Genomic DNA, 18,982 nt, shown 5'->3' on the forward strand with positions numbered 1-18,982 from the left:
TCAACCACCGGCCTGTGGGTCGAGGGTGCTTCCCGCGTCCTGCCGGTAGGGCGTGCCCTGCCACTGCCCGAAGTCGAGCACCCGGCTCGGGTCGTGGGCGACGAATTTCCAGGGGCCGACGTAGACGTTGTCGTGCCAGCGGTTGTGCTGCTCGGTGGTGATCGCGTCGGCCACCCGCTTGCCCTGGTACGGCGACCAGTCCGGATAGGTGCCGTAGTTGGCCAGCACCGCCATGCGGTCGCACTTCACCGTGCACTGCAGGACGGACTTGTCCAGCACGAAGCGGTTGTCGTGGATGTCCACCCGCTGGGTCTTCCACCGGCAGTCGGCGTAGAGCGGTGCGGTGGCGATGGCCGGCTTCGCGCAGCGGTCGGTGTCCCGTACCAGCAAGGTGCAGTCACCGGACGAGGTGTTGGCCGGGCTGTTGCAGAACCGGTCGGCGTTCTCCCACAGGGTGATCCCGGACCAGTTGTTCTCCAGCACGTTCCGGTAGATCTCGATCTTGCCGGTGCGGGCTCGGATCCGTGGTTCGCCGCCGGACTCGGACAGGTAGACGGTCGCGTACGGGAAGGTGTCGCCGCGGTCGGCCTCCCTGCGGCCCTCGACCCAGTTGTTCCGCCGGATTGTGTTGTTCCGGATGACCGCGTTGTAGCTGGTCTCGTAGATCAGCGCGGCACCGTCGTTGGCTTCGAGCACGTTCTTCTCGATGCGGAAGTCGTTGTTGTTGGTGTCCGCCCACAACCCGGGTCCGCGGTTGTCGTGCACCCAGTTGCCGCGTACGTCGGCGCCGTCGACGGCCCAGAACTTGATGCCTCCGGTGCAGCCGCAGCCCTTCCGCCGCCGCTCCCAGTCGTCGGTGTTGTTGCCCACGATCTCGTTGTCCTCCACCACCAGGCCGCTGATGCGGCCGGTGGCCTTGTACGCGTTCATGCCGTACTGGCCGTTGTCGCGCAGGCAGCTGGCGCGGACCTGCTGGCGGTCACCGGCCATCAGTCCGGCACCGGAGTTGCGCTGGATCGTCGCGTGTTCGATCACCCACCCGTCGGCCGAGTCGTGGTTGACCACGCCCTCGTCGGGCGGCGCCACGAAGCGCTGCACGGTCAGGTAGCCGATGGTGACGTCGCGGGCGGTACCGCCGAACGCGTACTGGTTCTTCTTCCGGCCGTCGAGCACCGCGCCCGGCGCACCGAGGTAGCGGTTCCCCTTCTTGGGGATGACCTGGGCGTAGCGGTCCGGGTCGAGCCTGTGCTTGCCCGGGCGAAGCCAGAACGTGGTGTTCGGGGGGTTGCTCTTGGTCTTCGCCGCCAGGTCACCGACCACCTTGGGGTCGACGGTCACCGCGCCCGCCGGTGCCCTCGTCGGCCCGGCCGCGGGCTTGGCGCACACCCGGGCCACGGGCGTGGGTGGCGCAGCGGCCGGCTTCGACCGGGCGCTCGAGGTGCTCTCACAGCCGGTCGCCGCCAGCAGGGCCAGCGCCAGCGGTGCCGCCGCCCACGCCCAGTGCCGCCTCTTGATCCCCACGCGCCCCCCCTAGCCGCGGAACCCGAGCACGGTGGTGAAGCCCTCCGTGCCGTCGGTGGTGCCGGTGCCGACCAGGGTCGTGGTGGGTTCCTTGCGCCCGAAACCGGCGGAGTACCAGCCCAGCGGAGGGTCGGTCTCGCCGCGATGCGCCCGCCAGCTCAGCCGCTCGGGCAGGTCGAGCACCGCGGAGCGGTCCTCGCCGTCCTGATTCCAGGTGAGCACTGCCCGGCTGCCGGCCAGCTCCGCGGAGATCGCCGGGCCGAGGTGGAATGCCAGCCGCACGGCCCGGCGCGGGCCGCGCACCTCGTCGACCACCCTCAGTTCCTGGGTCTCGGCCGTCAGCTCCACCCGGCGGCGGTGCACGGAGGGCCGGTAGCCGTCGTGCTCGGCGCACCAGCGCGCCACGCCTTCGCCGGATGTCTCCGCGGTCAGGACACGGGCGCGGGCATGCCGGGTCCACAGGAACGGGCCGCCGGACACGGACTGGTCGGTGCCGTCCAGCTCCAGGGTGTTGTGGCCGAGCGTGGAGCGGAAGTACTGCCGCCACTCGGGCTGCCCGTGGTAGCAGAACGTCCCCGGGTCGGCGAGCACGTCGACCCCGTCGTGCCGGACCTCCACGGACAGCGCGTCCGCGTGGGCATGCGCGGCGATGGACAGGAACCCGTGCGGACCACCGTCGCAACGGACCCAGATCTCCTCCGGACCACGCAGGACGGTCATGCCGGCGTCGGCGAAACGGGTCGGCCGGCTCTCCGGGCGGGACACGGCCCGTGCGGTTCCGTTTCCCGGGTACGGTCGGACGAGCGCGGCCAGCAGCGGGGTGCGCACATCGGTGCCGGTCACCGTCGGCCACCAGTCGAGCCTGCCGAACACGGCGTCTCCCGTGGCCAGCAGCGAGGCCCAGCGGTCGGTGCCCGCGCCGTCCACGATCAGACCGTGCCCGTCGTCCGCGTCCCCCTGACGCGGCGGCCGCAGCCGGTTGTCCACGACGGCCGCGAGGGCGTCCGTCATCCGCAGCAGCACCAGCCGGACCGTCGCGGGCACCTGCACGGCCGCGGCGTCCGCCTCGGCCAGCGCGGCCAGGCCGAGTTCCAGCACCAGTCCGTGGTACTCGGTGGCCAGTTCACGGTTGAGGCCGGAGCCGAAGGTGTTGCCGCGCAGATGCCGGTCCAGCGACCGCAGCGCGTCGGCCCGCCAGCGCGCCGAGGAGGGGAACCAACCGAACGCGCAGGCCGCGGCGAACTGCCCGGCGGCCTCGGCGATGACGTGGTTGTTCGCCGAGGACCCACGGCTGGGAAAGCCGGCCAGCCAGCGCTGGTGGTGCCAGATCTGGTCCAGCGCCACCGGGTTGGCCTCGAACAGGCCGGCCGCGCCCGGCCAGCCGTCCAGCAGCCGGCGGATCCACACCCAGGACAGCAGCCGGATGCCCAGCTCGATGCCGCTGACCCAGTGCACACCGCGCAGCGGTGGGTTGGCCGCCCACCACGACCGCAGGTGCTCGGCCACCCGCTCGGCGTACCGCTCGTCCCCGGTGACCGCGTAGGCGGCGGCGAGCACGGTGAGGTACTGGTGCCGGGACGGCTCCCAGATCTGCTTGATGTCCCCGACCGTGTTCTCGTCGCGGTACGGCACGTCGAAGGCATAGCCCTGCGGCGCCCGGCGCCCCGTCTTCGGGTCGTACGACCAGTCCGGGTCGGCCAGGTCCTCGCGTTCCACCCCGAAGAACTCGCCGTGCCCGTCCATCAGCCGGTCCGCCTCGGCGACGAGGCGTTTCGCGGCGTCCGGCGGCACCGCGGCGACCGCCCCCGCGGGCAGGACCGCGGTGAAGCGGGCGCCGGTCACGCTCGGGCGGTCCGGCAGCGCCGACCGCCACCGGCGCCTGCGCACCGCGTCGCCCACCCGGCCGCCGACCTCTCGCGGTCCCATCCGGGAGAGCCGCCGCAGGTACCAGCCCGCGCTCATGGTCATCGGGCACTCGCCAGCGTCACGGGCGCGCCGCCGGCCAGGCCGGCCTGTACGGCGAGGGTGGCAGACGTGGTGGCGACCAGAGACTCCAGCGGCACCGGCATCGGACCGCCGGTCCGCACGGCCTTGACGAACGCGGCCAGCTCGGCGGACTGGCCCTTGTCCCGGGCCTTGGGCAGCCGCGAACTGACCCACCGCTTGCGGGCGTACACCGAGGCACGGACGAAGTCGTCGAGCCGCAGCACCTTGCCGTCCGCGACCAGGTCCAGCGTCTCCTTGGGGAAGCCGGGCGCGCCCGTGGTGACGTAGCTGATGGTGGCGGTGGACCCGTCCGGGTAGCGCAGGACGACCTGAAGGTCCTCGTTGCCGGACGGGGCGACCGCGTACACCGAGACCGGATCGGCGTCGAGCAGCCAGCTCGCCGTGTCGATGAAGTGTCCGCCCTCGCCGGCGAACCGCGAGCCCTCGGTGCCCTGTTGGAGGTACCAGCTGCCGTGGGTCAGCTGCCCCGCGTTGACGAGGTAGCGCAGGCTCGCCGGACCGGTCCGGGCGCCGAACCGCGTCCTGGCCTCCTGCAGCAGCGGCGCGAACCGGCGGTTGAAGCCCACCTGCAGCCGGTCGTTGCCGGACTCCTCCACCGCGGCGAGCACGCCGGCCAGTTCGTCCTCGGTGAGCGCCAACGGCTTCTCCACGAAGACCGTCTTGCCGGCCAGCAGCGCCTTCCGGGTCAGCTCGGCGTGCGAGCTGTGGCGGGTGACCACGAACACCGCGTCGATGGACTTGTCGCCGAGCACGGCGTCGAGATCGGTGGTCGCCTCGGCGAAGCCGAACTTGCGCTGCGCGTTGGCCGCGGACAGCGCCGTCGTGGTGACGACGGTCGACAGCTCGACGCCGTCGCGCTGTGCCAGGTGCGGCAGCAGCATCGACGTCGCGTAGTTGCCCGCGCCGACGAACGCGAGGCGCACCGGCGTCCTGGCGGCCCGTGTCGGGGTGGACACGTCGGTGCTGCCGCGCTTCACCGCGGGCACGGCCACCGCCGGGGCCTCCGCCTCGGCAGCGTGCTGCGGGTACCGGAACAGCACGGCCACGGCCTTCAGGTCGCCGTCCTTCAGTCGCTGGTACGTCTCGACCGCGTCGTCGAAGTCGGCGATGTGGGAGACCAGAGGCTCCACGTCGACGCGGCCGCGGGCGACGAGGTCGAGGAAGCACGCCAGGTTGCGGCGCTCGGTCCACCGCACGTAACCGATCGGGTAGTCCCGTCCCTCCAGCTCGTACTCCGGGTCGTAGCGCCCGGGGCCGTAACTGCGGGAGAAGCGGACGTCGAGCTCTTTCTCGTAGTACGCGTTCCACGGCAGGTCCAGGCGGCACTTGCCGATGTCGACGACCCGGCCGCGGTCCCGGCAGAGCCGGGCGGCCAGCTCGACGGGCTGGTTGCTGCCGCCGCCGGCGGCCAGGTACACCTGGTCCACGCCGTGACCGTCGGTGAGTTCGGCGACGGCGGCTTCGACGGCCGCGGACGCGGGATCGCCGCAGGCCGCGGCGCCCAGGCTTTCGGCGAGCTCGCAGCGCGCCGGGTCGGGGTCGACCCCGACGACGCGGACGCCCGAGGCGGCAAGGAGCTGCACGACCAGCTGCCCGATCAGCCCGAGGCCGATGACCAGCGCCACTTCGCCGAGCCGTGACTCGCCCTGACGGACACCCTGCAAGGCGATCGACCCGACGGTGCCGAAGGCCGCGTGCCGTGGCGCGAGGCCGTCCGGCACCGGGGCGTAGAGGTTCTTCGGTACCCAGTTCAGCTCGGCGTGCAGCGCGTGCTCGTTGCCTGCGCAGGCCACGAGGTCGCCGACCTTCACGTCGTCGATCCCGGCGCCGACCTGCTCGACCACCCCGCACAGCGAGTAGCCCAGCGGCGTGTAGGAGTCCAGCTTGCCCATCACCTTGCGGTAGGTGGCGGGCACCCCGTTGGTGGCCACGCTCTGCATGACCTTGGCCACCTGGTCCGGCCGGGAGCGAGCCTTGCCCAGCATCGACATGCCGGCCTCGGACACCTTCATGAGCTCGGTACCGGTGGAGATCAGCGAGAAGGCGGTGCGGACCAGCACGCCGCCCGGCTTGCAGCCCGGCACCGGCACGTCGAGCACCGCCAGCTCGCCGCTCTTGTAGTTCTGAACAACCTGTTTCACCCGAGCTCCTCTTGTTTCCACGCTGTCAAGCCGCTTGGCTCTGGCCGGAGCCAGAGGTCGCGTCGCGATACCAGTACTCGAGCGTCAGCACATGCCACAGATGCTTGGAGAAGTCCCGCTGCCCGGCGGCGTCCTCGGCGACCATGCGGGCCAGCGCGTCGCGGCGCAGGAGCCCGGAGTTGACGAGCACACCGTCGTTGACCACCTCGCGCACCAGCGGTGCCAGGTCCCGGCTCATCCAGGCGCGCAGCGGTGCGCTGAACAGACCCTTGGGCCGGTACACGATCTCCTGGGGCAGGATCGACGTGGCCGCCTTCTTGAGGGCGGCCTTGCCCTGCCGTCCGACGATCTTGCGGTCACCGGGCACGGCGAACGCCGCCCTGACCACCTCGACGTCCACGTACGGCACCCGCACCTCGGTCGACGCGGCCATGCTGGAACGGTCCGTGTACGTGAGGTTGAGGCCCGGCAGGAACATCCGGGCGTCGCCCAGGCACATGCGGTTGACGAAGTCGTCGAGGTCGTTGTCCTCGTAGACGTCCGCGTGCTCGGTGAGCACGTCGTCCACCGTCCCGGCCAGGTCCGGGTCGACCAGGGCGAGCAGCTCGTCCTGGTCGTACATGGTGTAGCTGCGCCGGAACGCGGTCTCCTCCGGCAGATCGGCGAAGGACAGGAAGCGCTTCGCGAAGCGCACCGACCGGTACCCCCGGCGGGCCGAGGCGACCGGCAACCGGTCCACTGTCGCGGACAGGCCGCGCCGCAGCGGCCGCGGGATGCGCTGGTAGCGCAGCGCGATCAGATTGGCCAGGTGCTTGCGGTAGCCGGCGAACAGCTCGTCGGCCCCCATCCCCGAGAGCATCACCTTGACCCCGGCCTCCCGGGCGGCCGAGCAGATCAGGAACGTGTTGATCGCGGCGGGGTCGCCGATCGGCTCGTCCAGGTGGTACGTCATCTGCGGCAGCAGGTCGAGCACGTTCGGCGCGATCTCGATCTCGTGCAGGTCGACGCCGAACCGCTCGGCCACCTGCCGGGCGTAGCGCAGGTCGTCCGGCATCGCCTCGAACCTGGCGTCCTCGGCACGGAATCCGATCGTGTAGGCGGAGATCCCGGGTTGATGGCGGGCCGCGAGGGCGGTCAGCCAGCTGGAGTCGAGGCCGCCGGAGAGGAACGTCGCCACGGGTACGTCGGAGAGCAGGTGGCGCCGGGTCGACTCCTCGACGATCGCGGCCAGGTCCGGCAGTTCACCGGCCCGAGCCCGGTCCCTGCCCTCGGCGGCGACGTCCTTCAGGTTCCAGTACCGGCCGCGGTCCACCCGGCCGTCGGGCCGGAACTGGATCCAGCTCCCCGGCGGCAGCTTCTCCGCCTCGCGGTACGCGCAACGGGAGTCCGGCACCCAGTAGTAGAGCAGCGAGGCGACCAGCGCCGCGGGGTCCACCTCCAGCGAGCCGCCGGTCGCGGCGGCGAGCGCCTTGAGTTCGGAGGCGAACACCAGGCCCTGGCCGCGCCGGAGCAGGAACAGCGGCTTGATGCCGAGCTGGTCGCGGGCGAGCACCAGTTCACCGGTTCGCTCGTCGAAGATCCCGAACGCGAACATGCCGCGCAGCCGGGGCAGGCAGTCAGTGCCCCAGCGCCGCCAGGCCTCGAGCAGCACCTCGGTGTCGGAGGTGCCGCGGAAGCGCACCCCGGAGGCCGACAACTCGGCACGCAGCTCGGGCGCGTTGTACAGCTCGCCGTTGTACGTCAGGACGAGGCCGTCCGAGACCATCGGCTGGGCGCCGGTCTCGGACAGGTCGATGATGGCCAGCCGACGGTGCCCGAGGTGCACCTCGCCGTCACCGGCGGGGTGGCTGTAGCGGCCCGCTCCGTCCGGACCGCGGTGGGCGAGGGTGTCGGTGAGCCGGTCGGCCACGACCTTCCCGTCCGGCCATCGATATGTGCCTGCGATGCCACACATGTGCTAGCGCGCCTCCTGGTCGCTGTCCGGGCCCCGTGTCGCCCACATTGGCAGCCGCTCGGCCCGCCGTCGGCCGGTCCCGTTCTGCCGGGCCAGCCGCTCGTTCTGGCCCCGCAGCGCGGTGTGCAGCCCGTCCCACAGCGTGCCGTCGGTCCGGTCACGCGGATCGGGGTCGATCAGCACCACACCGATCACCGGAATGGACTGGTCCGCGAGCTGCCGTGCCACGGTGTGCAGCCATGCGGCGCTGCCGTGTCCGGCACGCACGACGAGCACGGTCTGAGTGCCGAGGTACTGGAGGTCGGTCCACGCCGTGCCGGGTGCCACCGAGCCGACACCGACCCGGAGTTCCTGATGCGACAGGGACGCGGCACGCTCGCCGCTGACCACGGTCGGGTCTCCCGGCCTCGGTCGGCGCCTCGCGAGCTGTGGGCCGGGGAGGCCGTCGACGACGACCACCGGCCCGTCCGCCGCCAGTGCCCTGGCGAGGTCCAGGGCGATGACGCTCGTGCTGCGCGCACAGCCCAGTTCCAGCAGCGACACCGGATCCGCGGAGCCGCGGACGGTGCGGGCCAGGGACGTGGTGAGCCGTTCACGCGCCGCCCGGATCCGCCGACGCCGCCACAACCTGCCCGACCGGCGGGGCAGTTCGGAGATGACCGAGGCGCCGAGGTTCGCCGCGATGTCCCGGCGCAGCACGGGGCGGTCCGCCACCACCGTGCCGACCGCGGCCACCGCGAGCCCGAGGACGAGCCCGAGGACGAGCCCGATCACGGCGTTGGTGGCGGCGGTCCTGGGCAGGGAGTGCCGCACCGCGCGCGGCGCGTCCACGACCTGCGTGCCCGCGACGAGTTGGGGCGTGCCGATGCGTGCCTCCGCGGCGCGCTGGCCGAAGTCGGTGATACGCGAGGTGAGTTCGGCCCGGCGGGCGAAGAGCGACTCCAGGTTCGCCGACGCCTTCGGCCCGCTGTCCGGCGATGCGTCTCCGATCGACTTGTTGACCTTGGCGAGTTCGTTCCGCATCCGGTCACGCTGGTCGAGCAGGGCCTTGGACTCGGCGTCCGCGGCCGCCTGTATCCGCCGGACATGGTCCGCGACGAACGCGTCGGCCAGCGCCTTCGCGCGCGCCACCGCTTCCGCGTCGCTGTCGGCCGTCACAGTGATCTGCATCAGGTTGTTGGTCAAGCCGACGGCCCCGTAGTCCCGCATGAAGTCCTCAGGCTTTTCCGGGGAGTCGAGGGACCGCAGGGCCTTGTCGGCGATCCGCGTGGTCTGCAGCAGCGCCACGTCGGTGCGGATCAGCGTTCCCGGGTCGTTCGGCTGGTCCTCCTGATGCGCGACCAGCACCTTGGTCACCGCGGTCGGCGACGGCGGCATCAGGACCGCCAACGCCCCGCCCACGAGCAGCCCCAGCAGCCCCACGGAGCACCAGAAGCGGCGGCGCCTGCGCACCGCCACCACCAATGCCTGCAGATCGAGCAGCGGAGCGGCGGCCGACGACTCCGAAGTCGTACTCGTCGTCACCCTGAACTTCCCTTCGCGTCGTACCCAACCGCGAGCACCGGCGTGGCGGCTTCCCGAGGACGGCCGGCGGACCGCGTATCACGGGCCTGGACCAGGCCGGCGAGGACGATGCCGACGACCTCGTGGTCGGCGTCCGCACACGCCTCGGCGATGCCGGCGAGTTCCCCTGCGGTCCAGCTGCCCGCGCTGAGCACGACCAGGGCACCGGACTCGTCGCCGCGGTCCGGCACCATCGGCCGGGACACCGAAACCCCCACCACCCGCAGCATGGGGTGTCCCTCGCTCGAAGAGCTCGGGGAAGGATCGCTCTCGGCCACGGCGACGAGCTGTTCGGCGGCTCGGCGGGCGATCTCGTCGCCGTCCGGGACGACCACCAGCAGCCGTCGGGGGGCCGACACCTCGTCCCGGAGGCGGGCGCACACCCGCCGGTAGCGGATCTGCCTGCCGGCCTCGTCGCCCGACGTCTGCGGGGCCGGTATGTCCCACCGGACGTCGACGCCGATCAGTCGGCGTATGCGGGCCCACGGGCCACGGTCCTCCGGCCGGTGCGCGGTCCGTTCACCGGGTACGTCGACGGTACCGAGCAGCGCCGAGCCCAGCGCGGCGGCGATCTCCGGTTGGGTGCGCAGTCGGCGACTCATCCGTGCGGCGGTGAGATGGCCGATGACCGCGAGAAGGAAGAACAGCAGCGCCCCGCCGACGACGAGCTGCATCCTCGTCGGCGGTGCCTCGCCGGTCGGCCGGGCCGCCGGCCCCATGACGACCATGTTGGCCTTGTTGGAAGCCGGGTCGGCCTGGTCCAGCTTGGTGATGGCCTCCTGCAGCGAGGTACGCAGCTTCTCGAGCTCGGTGCGGGTCTGCACGCTCTCGACGGTCTGCCCCGGATCCGCCGAATCGGCCAGATCGGTGATGCGGCGGCTGGTCTGCACCACCATCTGCTGGAGTTCCTCGAGCTGCGCCGCCTCTTCGGGGTCGGTGTTGTCGTCCACGAGCCGCGCGGCGAATGTGACGAACTGCTGGGCCACCTGGTCGGAGAGCTGCTGTGCGCGCTCCGGGGTGTCGGCCGTGCCCGAGATCTTGATGATGTTCCCGTCGGCCGCTTTGGCGCCGACCTCGTCCCGCAGATCGCTGCCGCTGATCCCGGTCCAGTGAAGGGTGTCGGCCGCGTGGTCGAGCACCACCGAACTGGTCGCGATCTCGGTCTGCGTCAGGAGCTCGCGCTCCTCCCACGCCCCCGGCAGCAGTACCGATGCCGACGTCGTGTATCGCGGAGGAAACAGCAAGGAGGTGCCGTATCCGACGAGCGCACCCACCACGGCGAGGATGGTGAGAAGCCGCCAGCGCCGACGGATAATCCGCCCGATGGTGACCAGGCGTATCGTGTCATCGTTCAACGGTGCGGCCTCCGCCCTGTGCGGTCGGGTCGTCCGCGGACGCCGGAGCGTCGTCACGGCAGGCGGCTGCGTAGGCGGCGAGCAGCGAGCGCTGGGAGTTCCGCCAGGACAGCGGGCCGCTGATCCGCTCCTGGCCGATCTTGCCCATCAGGGCCCGCTTCTCCGGGTCGTCCAGCAGCAGCGCGATGAGCCGGGCGAACTCGGCCTCGTCGTTGGCGGGTGCGTAGACGGCGGCGTCACCGGCGGAGACGCGCGCCTCCCGGAGGTCGAACGAGACGATGGGCCGGCCCATCACCATGTATTCCAGGACCTTGTTCATGGTCGACACGTCGTTGAGCGGATTGTGCGGGTCGGGGGAGAGGCACACGTCCGCGGTCGACAGGTAGCGCACCAGGTCGGCGTCCGGGATGCGCCCGGTGAACTGCACCTGCTCCGAGAGCCCGAGCTTGTGGGACAGCTCCACCATCGCGTCGAAGGCGTCGCCGGCGCCGACGAACACCGCGTGCCAGTCGGTCCGCCCGACCTCGTCACGCAGCTTCGCCAGGGCCCGCAAGGCGTAGTCGACGCCGTCCTGCGGACCCATGACCCCCAGGTAGCACAGCAGATGAGGCTTGCCGCGCTTCAACTCCGGCTCGGACGGCACCGGGTGGAACCGGTCGATGTCCGGCGCGCTGCGCACCACGAAGACGTCCGCCGGCCGCTTGCCACCGCGCAGCAGCGCGACGTCCCGGTAACTCTCGTTCGTGGCGAGCACGATGTCCGCGGCCCGGTAGGTCCGCCGTTCCAGTGCGCACACGGCGCGGTAGAGCAGATCCTTTCCGCGGTCGAACCGGGAGAGGTACAACTCGGGTACGAGGTCGTGCTGGTCGAAGACGAACCGTGCGCCGCGCCGCTTCAGCCACAGCGCCGGCAGGAACAGCAGGTCGGGCGGATTGCAGGCGTGGACCACGTCGACCGGGCCGACCTTGCGGGCCAGCCGGAGCGTGTGCCACAACGCCGTGCCGTACTCCTGGAGATAGCCGGCCGGCCCTCCGGTGGCCGCGCGCAACGGGTAGCGGTGGATGCGCACCCCGTCGATCTCGACCTCCGGTTCCGTGTCCCGCTTGCTTCCCTGAGGACAGATGACGTGCACCGTCCAGCCGGCGTCGCGCAGCGTCGTGCATTCCTGCCACACCCGCCGGTCGAACGGCACCGACAGGTTCTCCACCAGGATCAGTGCGCGCCGGTCCCGCCGGTCGCCACTGGTCGTGTTACCAAGCAAGGCCCATGTACCCCGGTTCGGCCCGGCGCGCCTCGGCGTCGGGAAGGTGGATGAGATCGACGATCACCGGGCTGTCGCCATGGGGCAGCGCCGAGAGCACGGCCGGATCCCGGGTTCCGACCAGGCACACCTCGGCGTGCTCGAGCACCTCGTCGACGGAGTCGGCGAGCAGTTGTGCGAGGTGCGGCAGCCGGCTCTCGATGTACTCGCGGTTCGCGCCGAGCAGCCGGGACAGGCTCACATTGGCGTCGTAGATCTTGAGGTCGTACCCCTTGCCGAAGAGCCGCTCCGCCAGCTCGACGAGCGGGCTCTCGCGGAGGTCGTCGGTGCCGGGTTTGAAGGACAGCCCGAACATGCCCACCCGGCGCTTGCCGGCACGCTCGACCAGGTCCACCGCGCGCTGCAGATGGTCGGAGTTGGAGGGCAGCACATGGGACAGGATGGGCACCGAGATGTCGGCCCGCTGCGCCGCATGCACCAGGCTGCGCAGGTCCTTGGGCAGGCAGGAGCCACCGAAGGCGAAGCCGGGCCGCAGGTAGGCGGGGCTGATGTTCAGCTTGCGGTCGGCCAGGAACACGTCCATCACCTGGTGCGAGTCCACCCCGAGCGCCTGGCAGACCGCGCCCAGCTCGTTCGCGAAGCCGATCTTGAGGCCGTGGAACGCGTTGTCCGCGTACTTGATCGCCTCGGCCGTCGGGATCGGCACCCGGAACACCTCGCCGGGCAAGCCGTCGTACAGCGCCAGCACCGCGTCGCCGCTTGCCGGGTCGAGCTCGCCGACGACGGTCTTGGGCGGGTCGAAGAAGTCCCGCACGCTCGTACCCTCGCGCAGGAACTCCGGGTTGACCGCGACCCCGACGTCCACGCCGGCGGTGCCGCCGACGTACTTCTCCAGGATCGGTACCAGCAGGTTCAGGCAGGTGCCCGGCAGCATGGTGCTGCGGAACACGACGGTGTGCCGACCACCCCGCTCGGCCAGCGCGGCGCCGATCTGCTCGGTGACCCGCTCCAAGTACGTGGTGCACAGGCTGCCGTTGGGCTCCGACGGTGTGCCCACGCAGACCAGCGACACCTCGCTGTTCATGACGGCCTCGCGGACGTCGGCGGTGGCGCTCAACGCGCCGGTCCGTACGACGTCGGCGATGAGCTCGCCGATACGCTCCTCGACCACCGGGGCCTTGCCGTCGTTGACCAGGTCGACCTTGACCTGGTTCACGTCCACCCCGATGACCTCGTGGCCCATGCTGGCCAGGCACGCGGCCGACACACAGCCCACGTAGCCGAGCCCGAAAACGCTGACTCTCACGACCTGTTCCTCCCCCCAAGCAGGCCCTCCCGGCCTGCGGTCCGTGCGTCGGCAGTACGAAGCCCCTGCTGACCCCCGCGCATCAGTACGCCCCCTGCCCGTAGAGCACCGCACGCAGCGTCTTCCACAAGATCACCGTGTCCAGGGCGAGCGACCAGTCCTCCACATATCGCAGGTCCAGCCGGACCGCCTCCTCCCACGACAGGTCGCTGCGTCCGCTGATCTGCCACAGGCCGGTGAGGCCGGGCTTGACCAGCAGCCGTCGCCGGATGTCCGGGCCGTACGCGGCGGACTCCTCCGGTAACGGAGGCCTCGGACCGACCAGCGACATCGATCCGGTGAGCACGTTGAAGAGCTGTGGGAGCTCGTCGAGCGAGTACCGTCGCAGCACTCCTCCCACCCGGGTCACCCGCGGATCACGGCGGAGCTTGAACAGCAGGCCGGCGCCCTCGTTGAGGTCGGCCAGCTCGGCACGTGCTCCATGAGCGCCGGCGACCATGGTGCGGAACTTGAGAATGGTGAACTCGCGGCCGTTCTTGCCGACCCTGCGCTGGCGGTAGAACACCCCACCCCGGCTGTCCATCACCACGAGCAGCCCGACCAGCACCATCAGCGGCGCGAACAGCAGCAGCAGGACCGCCGCGCCCATCCGGTCGACGACCACCTTGACCGCCCGGCGGCCTCCGGTGAAGGTCGGCATGCTGACCCGCAGCAGCGGGATTCCGAGCACCGCGTCGACGTGCAGTCGCGGGCCGGCCACCTCCATCAGCACGGGGGCCACGACCATCTCGGCGTCGCTGCCTTCGAGGTTCCAGGCCAGCCGCTGCAGCCGGTCCGGTGACCAGTGCGGGTCCGGTGTGACCGCGACGACGCGGTAACCGTCGCGGTGGACGTGACCCGCGACGTCCGTCAGTCGGCCGACGACCGGTACTCCGTCCAACTGGTCACCGTCGACCCCGAGTCCGTCCGTCGTGCACACCGCGTCCACTCGCCAACCGAGGTGCGGGAACTTGCGGGTCCGGGTGATCAGGTCGTGCACGGTGGCCGGGCTTCCGGCAGCGAGTACCGGTCTCAGGCACCGCCCTTCCTTGCGCTGCTTGTGCAGCCACAGGCGCAGCAGGTACCGCGCCGTCATGGTGACGACCGCGATCGCGGGGACCGCGACGAAGATCCACAGCTTGATGTTGCGCGAGGTGAGAGCGATACCGCCGAGGGCCAGTACCACGGTCGCCGCGAACATCGAGCGTCCGAGCCGGCGGAACTCCTCGGCGCCCTGGCCCAGCACGGCCGGAGCCCACGAACGGCTCACCGCGAGTGCCCCCAGTACCAGCAGCTCGGTGCCGAAGGCGAGAATTCCCCACTTCTCATGCCAGTTGGCAGCGTCCCTGGCCCCGAAGAACTTGCCGATCGCGGCCACCACGAAGGCGGTGGCCGCGGTATCGCTGGTCATCACGGCACGCCGGTACCGCTGCTCCCATTCGATCGCGGGCTGTCTGCTCGCGCCGTTCGTCAGACGCTCGCGCGCTGACGGAAACGGGCTGACTACTCCCCCTTGCCGCACAGAACCCCCCAAGGTCCCCAGTGGTTCGACGTGTTCGCCCAACCCTGTTCCTCGCATCGGGAGGCCCCCGCCTCCCGCGCCGCGCCGTTCTCCCCCCGGGAGGCCCCCGCCTCCCGCGCCGCGTCGTTCCTCCCATCGGGAGGCCTTCGCCTCCCCGCGCATGACGTCCCGACAGTTTTCAGAGCTAGTTGGTCAACCCACCCCGGCGGCAGCGGATTCGCATGTTCCGTCGGACTTTCGAGATGCGACGGAGCCCGTCGTTACCCCGGGTGCTCCCCGCACCCAAGGACCCCTGTCGGGCTCGGAATTGATCACCCCCACGGCTGGCGCCGGGCCCGCGATTGCAGGCTTTCCATAGCGCCGGACCTAAAGATCATTAATGGTCGCCTCGTGTCCGAACTGCTGAAGCACGGTCAATCTAGACCATCGGGGCCAGTATGAAGAGAGGGATGTGTGGAAATTGTGCTCAAGATTTGAAGCCGAGTCCGGTGATCGCCGATGGCCTACGGATGCCTTTGCGCCAGGCACGTTCCAGCGGCTCCACCGGCCCCGGTGCGACCCTCGCACGTCGATGATCACGAGGTGCAACGGGCCTTCTGCGGCCCCAAGTTCGGCAGCAAGCCCTCTCTGTTCGTGCGCCACGGCGGGCCGCTGTGGGTGCCCGATGCGGTCGGGGCGGTCGACCCGGACCACGGGGTGCTGTCTTGATCGCGTCGGTGTTCGGCGGCAGGTCCGGGGCGAGCGAATCCGCCTCAAGGGCCGATGAAATGGCGTGATGTCGGTCCCGGGATCTGGTGGTGGGGTCGCGGACCGGAACAGTCGGTTCGTTTCCTTGTGATCACCCCGGCATGTTCGACCTGTTGCTTGAAGATCAACGGAGTGAGCAGGCCGAATGTTTCGTTGACGCGGTCTGAACTGCGGGTTTCATGGCGAGCGACTGCGGTTCCGAAAGAGGCGTCGGGGCGCAGCGCAACAATCCGGCCGCTCGAATTCAGCCCGGTTTCGATCAATGGTTTCGGTGGCAAGGTTCGTCGCGGACCGCAGCGAATCGGCTGGCAGGAGCCTGGAGTTCGATGGACGGTCGGGCAGGTCCGAGCAGCAGGTGGTGCCGTAGGCGCAAGCCCGGGTACGGACCGTGAGTTGGCGCTCTCGGCCTGGTCCACGGGGAACGGGGCCGCCGTTGCTCGCGCGCGGACGGCCCCTTCTCTCAGGGGACGAGCACGAGGCGGATCGGGTCCCCGACCTTGTTCTCCAGCCGCTGGACCGCTTCCGCGGCGTCGGCCGGCGGCACGTGCCCGCTGATGGAGGGGGACAGGTCGAGGCGGCCGACGGAGGCCGGACGGATCAACTGCTCGACGTGCTGGGGTGAAGAGCCGTAGTGGCCGCGGATCTGGTTGCGGTTCCAGCTGAAGCGCTTGCCGTCGGTGATGGTGAGCGGTTGCGGGGTGAGCCCCACGAGGACCATGGTTCCGCCTCGGCCGCGGACCGTGACGGCCTGTTCCCGCACGGCCGGTACACCGGCGAAGTCGAAGGCCACGTCCAGGCCGCGGCCGCCCGTGGCCCGGAGCACCGCCTCGGCCAGGCCCGGGTCGGCCGGGTCCAGGCGAGGTCGGCGCCGAAGGCGAGGGCACGCTCTCGGGCGCTGGGCAACGGGTCGATGGCGATGACCGGCGCGGCGCCGGCCGGCTGACGAGCGCCGGCGGACTCATGGGACCTGATCTGCAGAACGACTTCTTCGGATCGCTGCACTCGTTCTGGAACGGCGCGGCGCTCGTAGAGGGCATCCGGGACGTCCTCTGCTTCGACCGCACCGGGCTCGGCGCTCACTTCCTGCCCCTTTCGCTGTGGTTGGCCGCCGGAAGGGTCCTCACCTCGATGGCCGCTGTTGCGGAGAAGCGCCGTGAATCGCTCTCCGAGCCCGGCCGGGAAGCCCTTCAGACGTCGGTGACGGAGGGATTGGCTGTCGGAGGGTGACCTACCTCCTGTTCTTGCCCGACGCCGCCGGCGGCCGTGTCGACGGGCGGATCTGTCGGTCGGGTCAGGGCCGGCGGGGTGGGCGGGCCCGGTCGCCGCGCCGGTGGAGTTCCACGGCCACGGGAGTGGCGGTGAAGACGGAGGAGTACGTGCCGATCGCGAGGCCGATGAGGAGCGCCAGCGCGAAGTCGGTGAGTGAGGTCCCGCCGAGCAGGGTCAGGGCGGTGAGGATGAAGGCGGCGCCCATGCCGGTGTTCACGGTGCGGGGCAGGGTCTGCAGGATCGCCTGGTCGGCGATGCCGGGCAGCGGCGCCTTGGGGGACCTGCGGACCAGTTCCCTGACGCGGTCGAAGAGGACCACGGAGTCGTTGACCGAGTAGCCGATGACGGTGAGCAGGGCAGCCACGAACACCCCGTCGACGGGCTTGCCGAGCCAGGCGAAGACGCCGACGAGGATCACCACGTCGTGCGCGAGGGCTGCGACCGCGGCGGTGCCGAACAGCCAGCGGAAGCGCGCCGCGAGATAGACGAGCTGCGCTCCGAGCGCCACGGCGAGTGCGATCAGCGCGCCGCGCCGCAGCTCCTGGCCGAGGCTGGGCCCGATGAACTCGTCACGAACCTTGTCCGCCCCGTCGGCGAGGTCGCGCACGGTGGCCGTGACTTCGGCCTCCTCGGCATTGGTCAGCGGATCCGTGCGCACGGTCAGGCCGGTGGCGCCGGAGGACTGCACGACGGCGCGGGGAAAACCGGCCTCCGCGAGCGCGGTTCGGGCCCTGTCCGGGTCGACGGGGCCGGTGGTGGCGTACTCGATGAGGCGGCCACCGGTGAACTCCACACCGAGGTCGACGCCGCGCACCGCGATGCCCGAGGCGGCGAGGACGAGTACGGCGGCGGACGCGGCCAGCCAGCGGCGGGGATGCCGCATCAGGTGGGGAGCGCGGCGGGTGAGGCGGTCGCGGACGGCGCCGGTGGTGGCGATGCCGGTGAGACGGGGGCGTCGGCGGACCCCGGGGCGGCCGGTGGCGTACTCGGCGAGCACGCGGGTGATCACCAGCCCGCTGAACATGGAGGCGAGCACGCCGATGCCGAGGGTGACGCCGAAGCCCCGCACGGGCCCGGAGGCGAGGAAGAACAGCAGCGCCGCGGCGATCAGCGTGGTGATGTTGGAGTCGGCGATCGCGCTGAAGGCGTTGCGGAAACCGGCCGCGAGCGCCGAGCGGGTACTGGGGCGGCGGCGGGCCGCGTATTCCTCGCGGGCCCGTTCGAAGACCAGCACGTTGGCGTCCACGGCCATGCCGATCGCCAGGACGAAACCGGCGAGGCCCGGCAGGGTCAGGGTGGCGCCGAGCGCGGCGAGGGCGGCGTAGGAGATGAGGCCGTAGCAGGCCAGGGCAACGGCGGCCAGCGCTCCCATCAGCCGGTAGACGACGATCATGAACAGCGCGGTCAGCGCGGTGCCGATGGCCCCCGCCCAGGCGCTGGCCGCGATGGCCTGCGCGCCCAGGGTCGGGCCGACGGTGCGCTGTTCGACGGTCTCGACCGGTACGGGCAGAGCCCCGCCGTTGATGAGCAGGGACAGCTCGCGGGCCTCCTCGGCGCTGAAGGACCCCGTGATCTGGGTGGCGCCGTCGCGGATGCCGGTCCGACAGGCGACGGACGGGTCGACCTGAGGTGAGGAGATGACCTTGCCGTCGAGGACGATGGCCACCCGCCGCGCCGGCTCGCCCGCCGGGTGGCAGGCGGCCTCGCCGGTCAGGCGGGCCCAGCCGTCGCGGCCGGCGCCTTCGAAGTCGACGGTGACGTGCCAACCGGCGCCGCCCTGTTGGTCGAAGCGGGCGGCGGCTTCCTTGACGTGCGCGCCGGTGAGGGCCGCGGCTCTGAGGCGCAGCGGCGTGCCGGACTCGTCGGGCAGGACGCTTTCCCGGGGCCGTTTCGGCAGTGGCCGGGAGGTGTCGTCCGCGCTGTCGGCGGTGCCGAGCACCGGGTGGAAGGTGAGCTGCGCGGTACGGCCCAGGATGTCGGCGGCCTTCTTCGGGTCCTGCACACCGGGCAGTTCGGCGATGATCCGGTTGTCGCCGGAGCGGACGAGGGTGGGTTCGGCGACGCCGAGCGCGTCGATGCGGCCGCGCAGCACCTCCAGGGTGCGGTCGGTCGCCGCGCGGTCGGCGTCAGCGGTGGGGGAGGAGCGGGTCTGCAGCACGATCTGCGTGCCGCCGCGCAGGTCCAGTCCGAGGTGCACCGGCACGGTGACGGCGATGTACAGGGATACGGCGATCACGGCGAGGGCGAGCAATGCCCTCACGCGCAGGGAGCGGTTCAACGAGGGGCCTCCGGCAGGC

10 protein-coding genes and 2 pseudogenes are annotated in these 18,982 nt (G+C 71.1%); 1 reads left to right on the plus strand and 11 read right to left on the minus strand.

All coding sequences use genetic code 11. The annotated features are described in order from the left end of the window. From ABEB03_RS26490 to ABEB03_RS26535, 10 genes and pseudogenes are all read right to left on the minus strand, one after another. Positions 1-1,521, minus strand: coding sequence for a right-handed parallel beta-helix repeat-containing protein (locus ABEB03_RS26490; RefSeq protein WP_345654477.1), 1,521 nt, complete (start codon positions 1,519-1,521; stop codon positions 1-3). A 9-nt stretch (positions 1,522-1,530) separates the two neighbouring features. Beyond that, a complete protein-coding gene (locus ABEB03_RS26495; protein WP_345654481.1) occupies positions 1,531-3,489 on the minus strand; it encodes an alginate lyase family protein in 1,959 nt (652 codons plus the stop codon). Then, positions 3,486-5,669 carry a bi-domain-containing oxidoreductase gene (locus ABEB03_RS26500; RefSeq protein ID WP_345654483.1) on the minus strand — a complete coding sequence of 728 codons (2,184 nt, stop codon included), beginning with the start codon at positions 5,667-5,669 and terminating at the stop codon, positions 3,486-3,488. Before ABEB03_RS26500 ends, ABEB03_RS26495 begins: the two co-directional genes overlap by 4 nt. Positions 5,670-5,694: 25 nt before the next feature. Continuing rightward, positions 5,695-7,623 carry an asparagine synthase (glutamine-hydrolyzing) gene (gene asnB / locus ABEB03_RS26505; protein WP_345654487.1) on the minus strand — a complete coding sequence of 643 codons (1,929 nt, stop codon included), beginning with the start codon at positions 7,621-7,623 and terminating at the stop codon, positions 5,695-5,697. A gap of 3 nt (positions 7,624-7,626) precedes the next feature. Further along, positions 7,627-9,147: a Wzz/FepE/Etk N-terminal domain-containing protein gene (locus tag ABEB03_RS26510; RefSeq protein ID WP_345654490.1), complete on the minus strand. Its 1,521-nt coding sequence runs from the start codon at positions 9,145-9,147 to the stop codon at positions 7,627-7,629. Further along, on the minus strand, positions 9,144-10,541 hold the full coding sequence (locus tag ABEB03_RS26515) for a Wzz/FepE/Etk N-terminal domain-containing protein (protein WP_345654493.1): 1,398 nt from the start codon (positions 10,539-10,541) through the stop codon (positions 9,144-9,146). The genes ABEB03_RS26510 and ABEB03_RS26515 overlap by 4 nt, the downstream gene beginning before the upstream one ends. Further along, a pseudogene (locus ABEB03_RS26520) lies at positions 10,538-11,802 on the minus strand (glycosyltransferase family 4 protein). The gene ABEB03_RS26515 and the pseudogene ABEB03_RS26520 overlap by 4 nt, the downstream one beginning before the upstream one ends. Further along, positions 11,792-13,108, minus strand: a complete 1,317-nt coding sequence (locus ABEB03_RS26525; protein WP_345654496.1) for a nucleotide sugar dehydrogenase — start codon at positions 13,106-13,108, stop codon at positions 11,792-11,794. The pseudogene ABEB03_RS26520 and the gene ABEB03_RS26525 overlap by 11 nt, the downstream one beginning before the upstream one ends. Before the next feature lie 82 nt (positions 13,109-13,190). After that, positions 13,191-14,669: a sugar transferase gene (locus ABEB03_RS26530; protein WP_345654499.1), complete on the minus strand. Its 1,479-nt coding sequence runs from the start codon at positions 14,667-14,669 to the stop codon at positions 13,191-13,193. Positions 14,670-15,876: 1,207 nt separating this feature from the next. Next, positions 15,877-16,349, minus strand: a pseudogene (locus tag ABEB03_RS26535) (zinc-binding dehydrogenase); the annotation flags it as partial. A gap of 27 nt (positions 16,350-16,376) precedes the next feature. On the opposite strand from ABEB03_RS26535, the gene ABEB03_RS26540 reads away from it, so the two are divergent. Further along, on the plus strand, positions 16,377-16,643 hold the full coding sequence (locus ABEB03_RS26540; protein WP_345654795.1) for a hypothetical protein: 267 nt from the start codon (positions 16,377-16,379) through the stop codon (positions 16,641-16,643). Positions 16,644-16,707: 64 nt separating this feature from the next. Here the strand turns inward: ABEB03_RS26540 and secD are convergent, their stop codons facing one another. Next, positions 16,708-18,963, minus strand: coding sequence for a protein translocase subunit SecD (gene secD, locus ABEB03_RS26545; protein WP_345654502.1), 2,256 nt, complete (start codon positions 18,961-18,963; stop codon positions 16,708-16,710). Positions 18,964-18,982: the final 19 nt, after the last annotated feature.

This window comes from Streptomyces siamensis, assembly GCF_039543605.1.
Classification (GTDB): Bacteria; Actinomycetota; Actinomycetes; order Streptomycetales; family Streptomycetaceae; genus Streptomyces; species Streptomyces siamensis.

Excerpts from the sequence above, each read along its gene's own strand:
- asnB (WP_345654487.1), bottom strand. The coding sequence starts at position 7,623 with ATGTGTGGCATCGCAGGCACATATCGATGGCCGGACGGGAAGGTCGTG.
- ABEB03_RS26495 (WP_345654481.1), bottom strand. The coding sequence starts at position 3,489 with ATGACCATGAGCGCGGGCTGGTACCTGCGGCGGCTCTCCCGGATGGGA.
- ABEB03_RS26540 (WP_345654795.1), top strand. The coding sequence starts at position 16,377 with ATGGGACCTGATCTGCAGAACGACTTCTTCGGATCGCTGCACTCGTTC.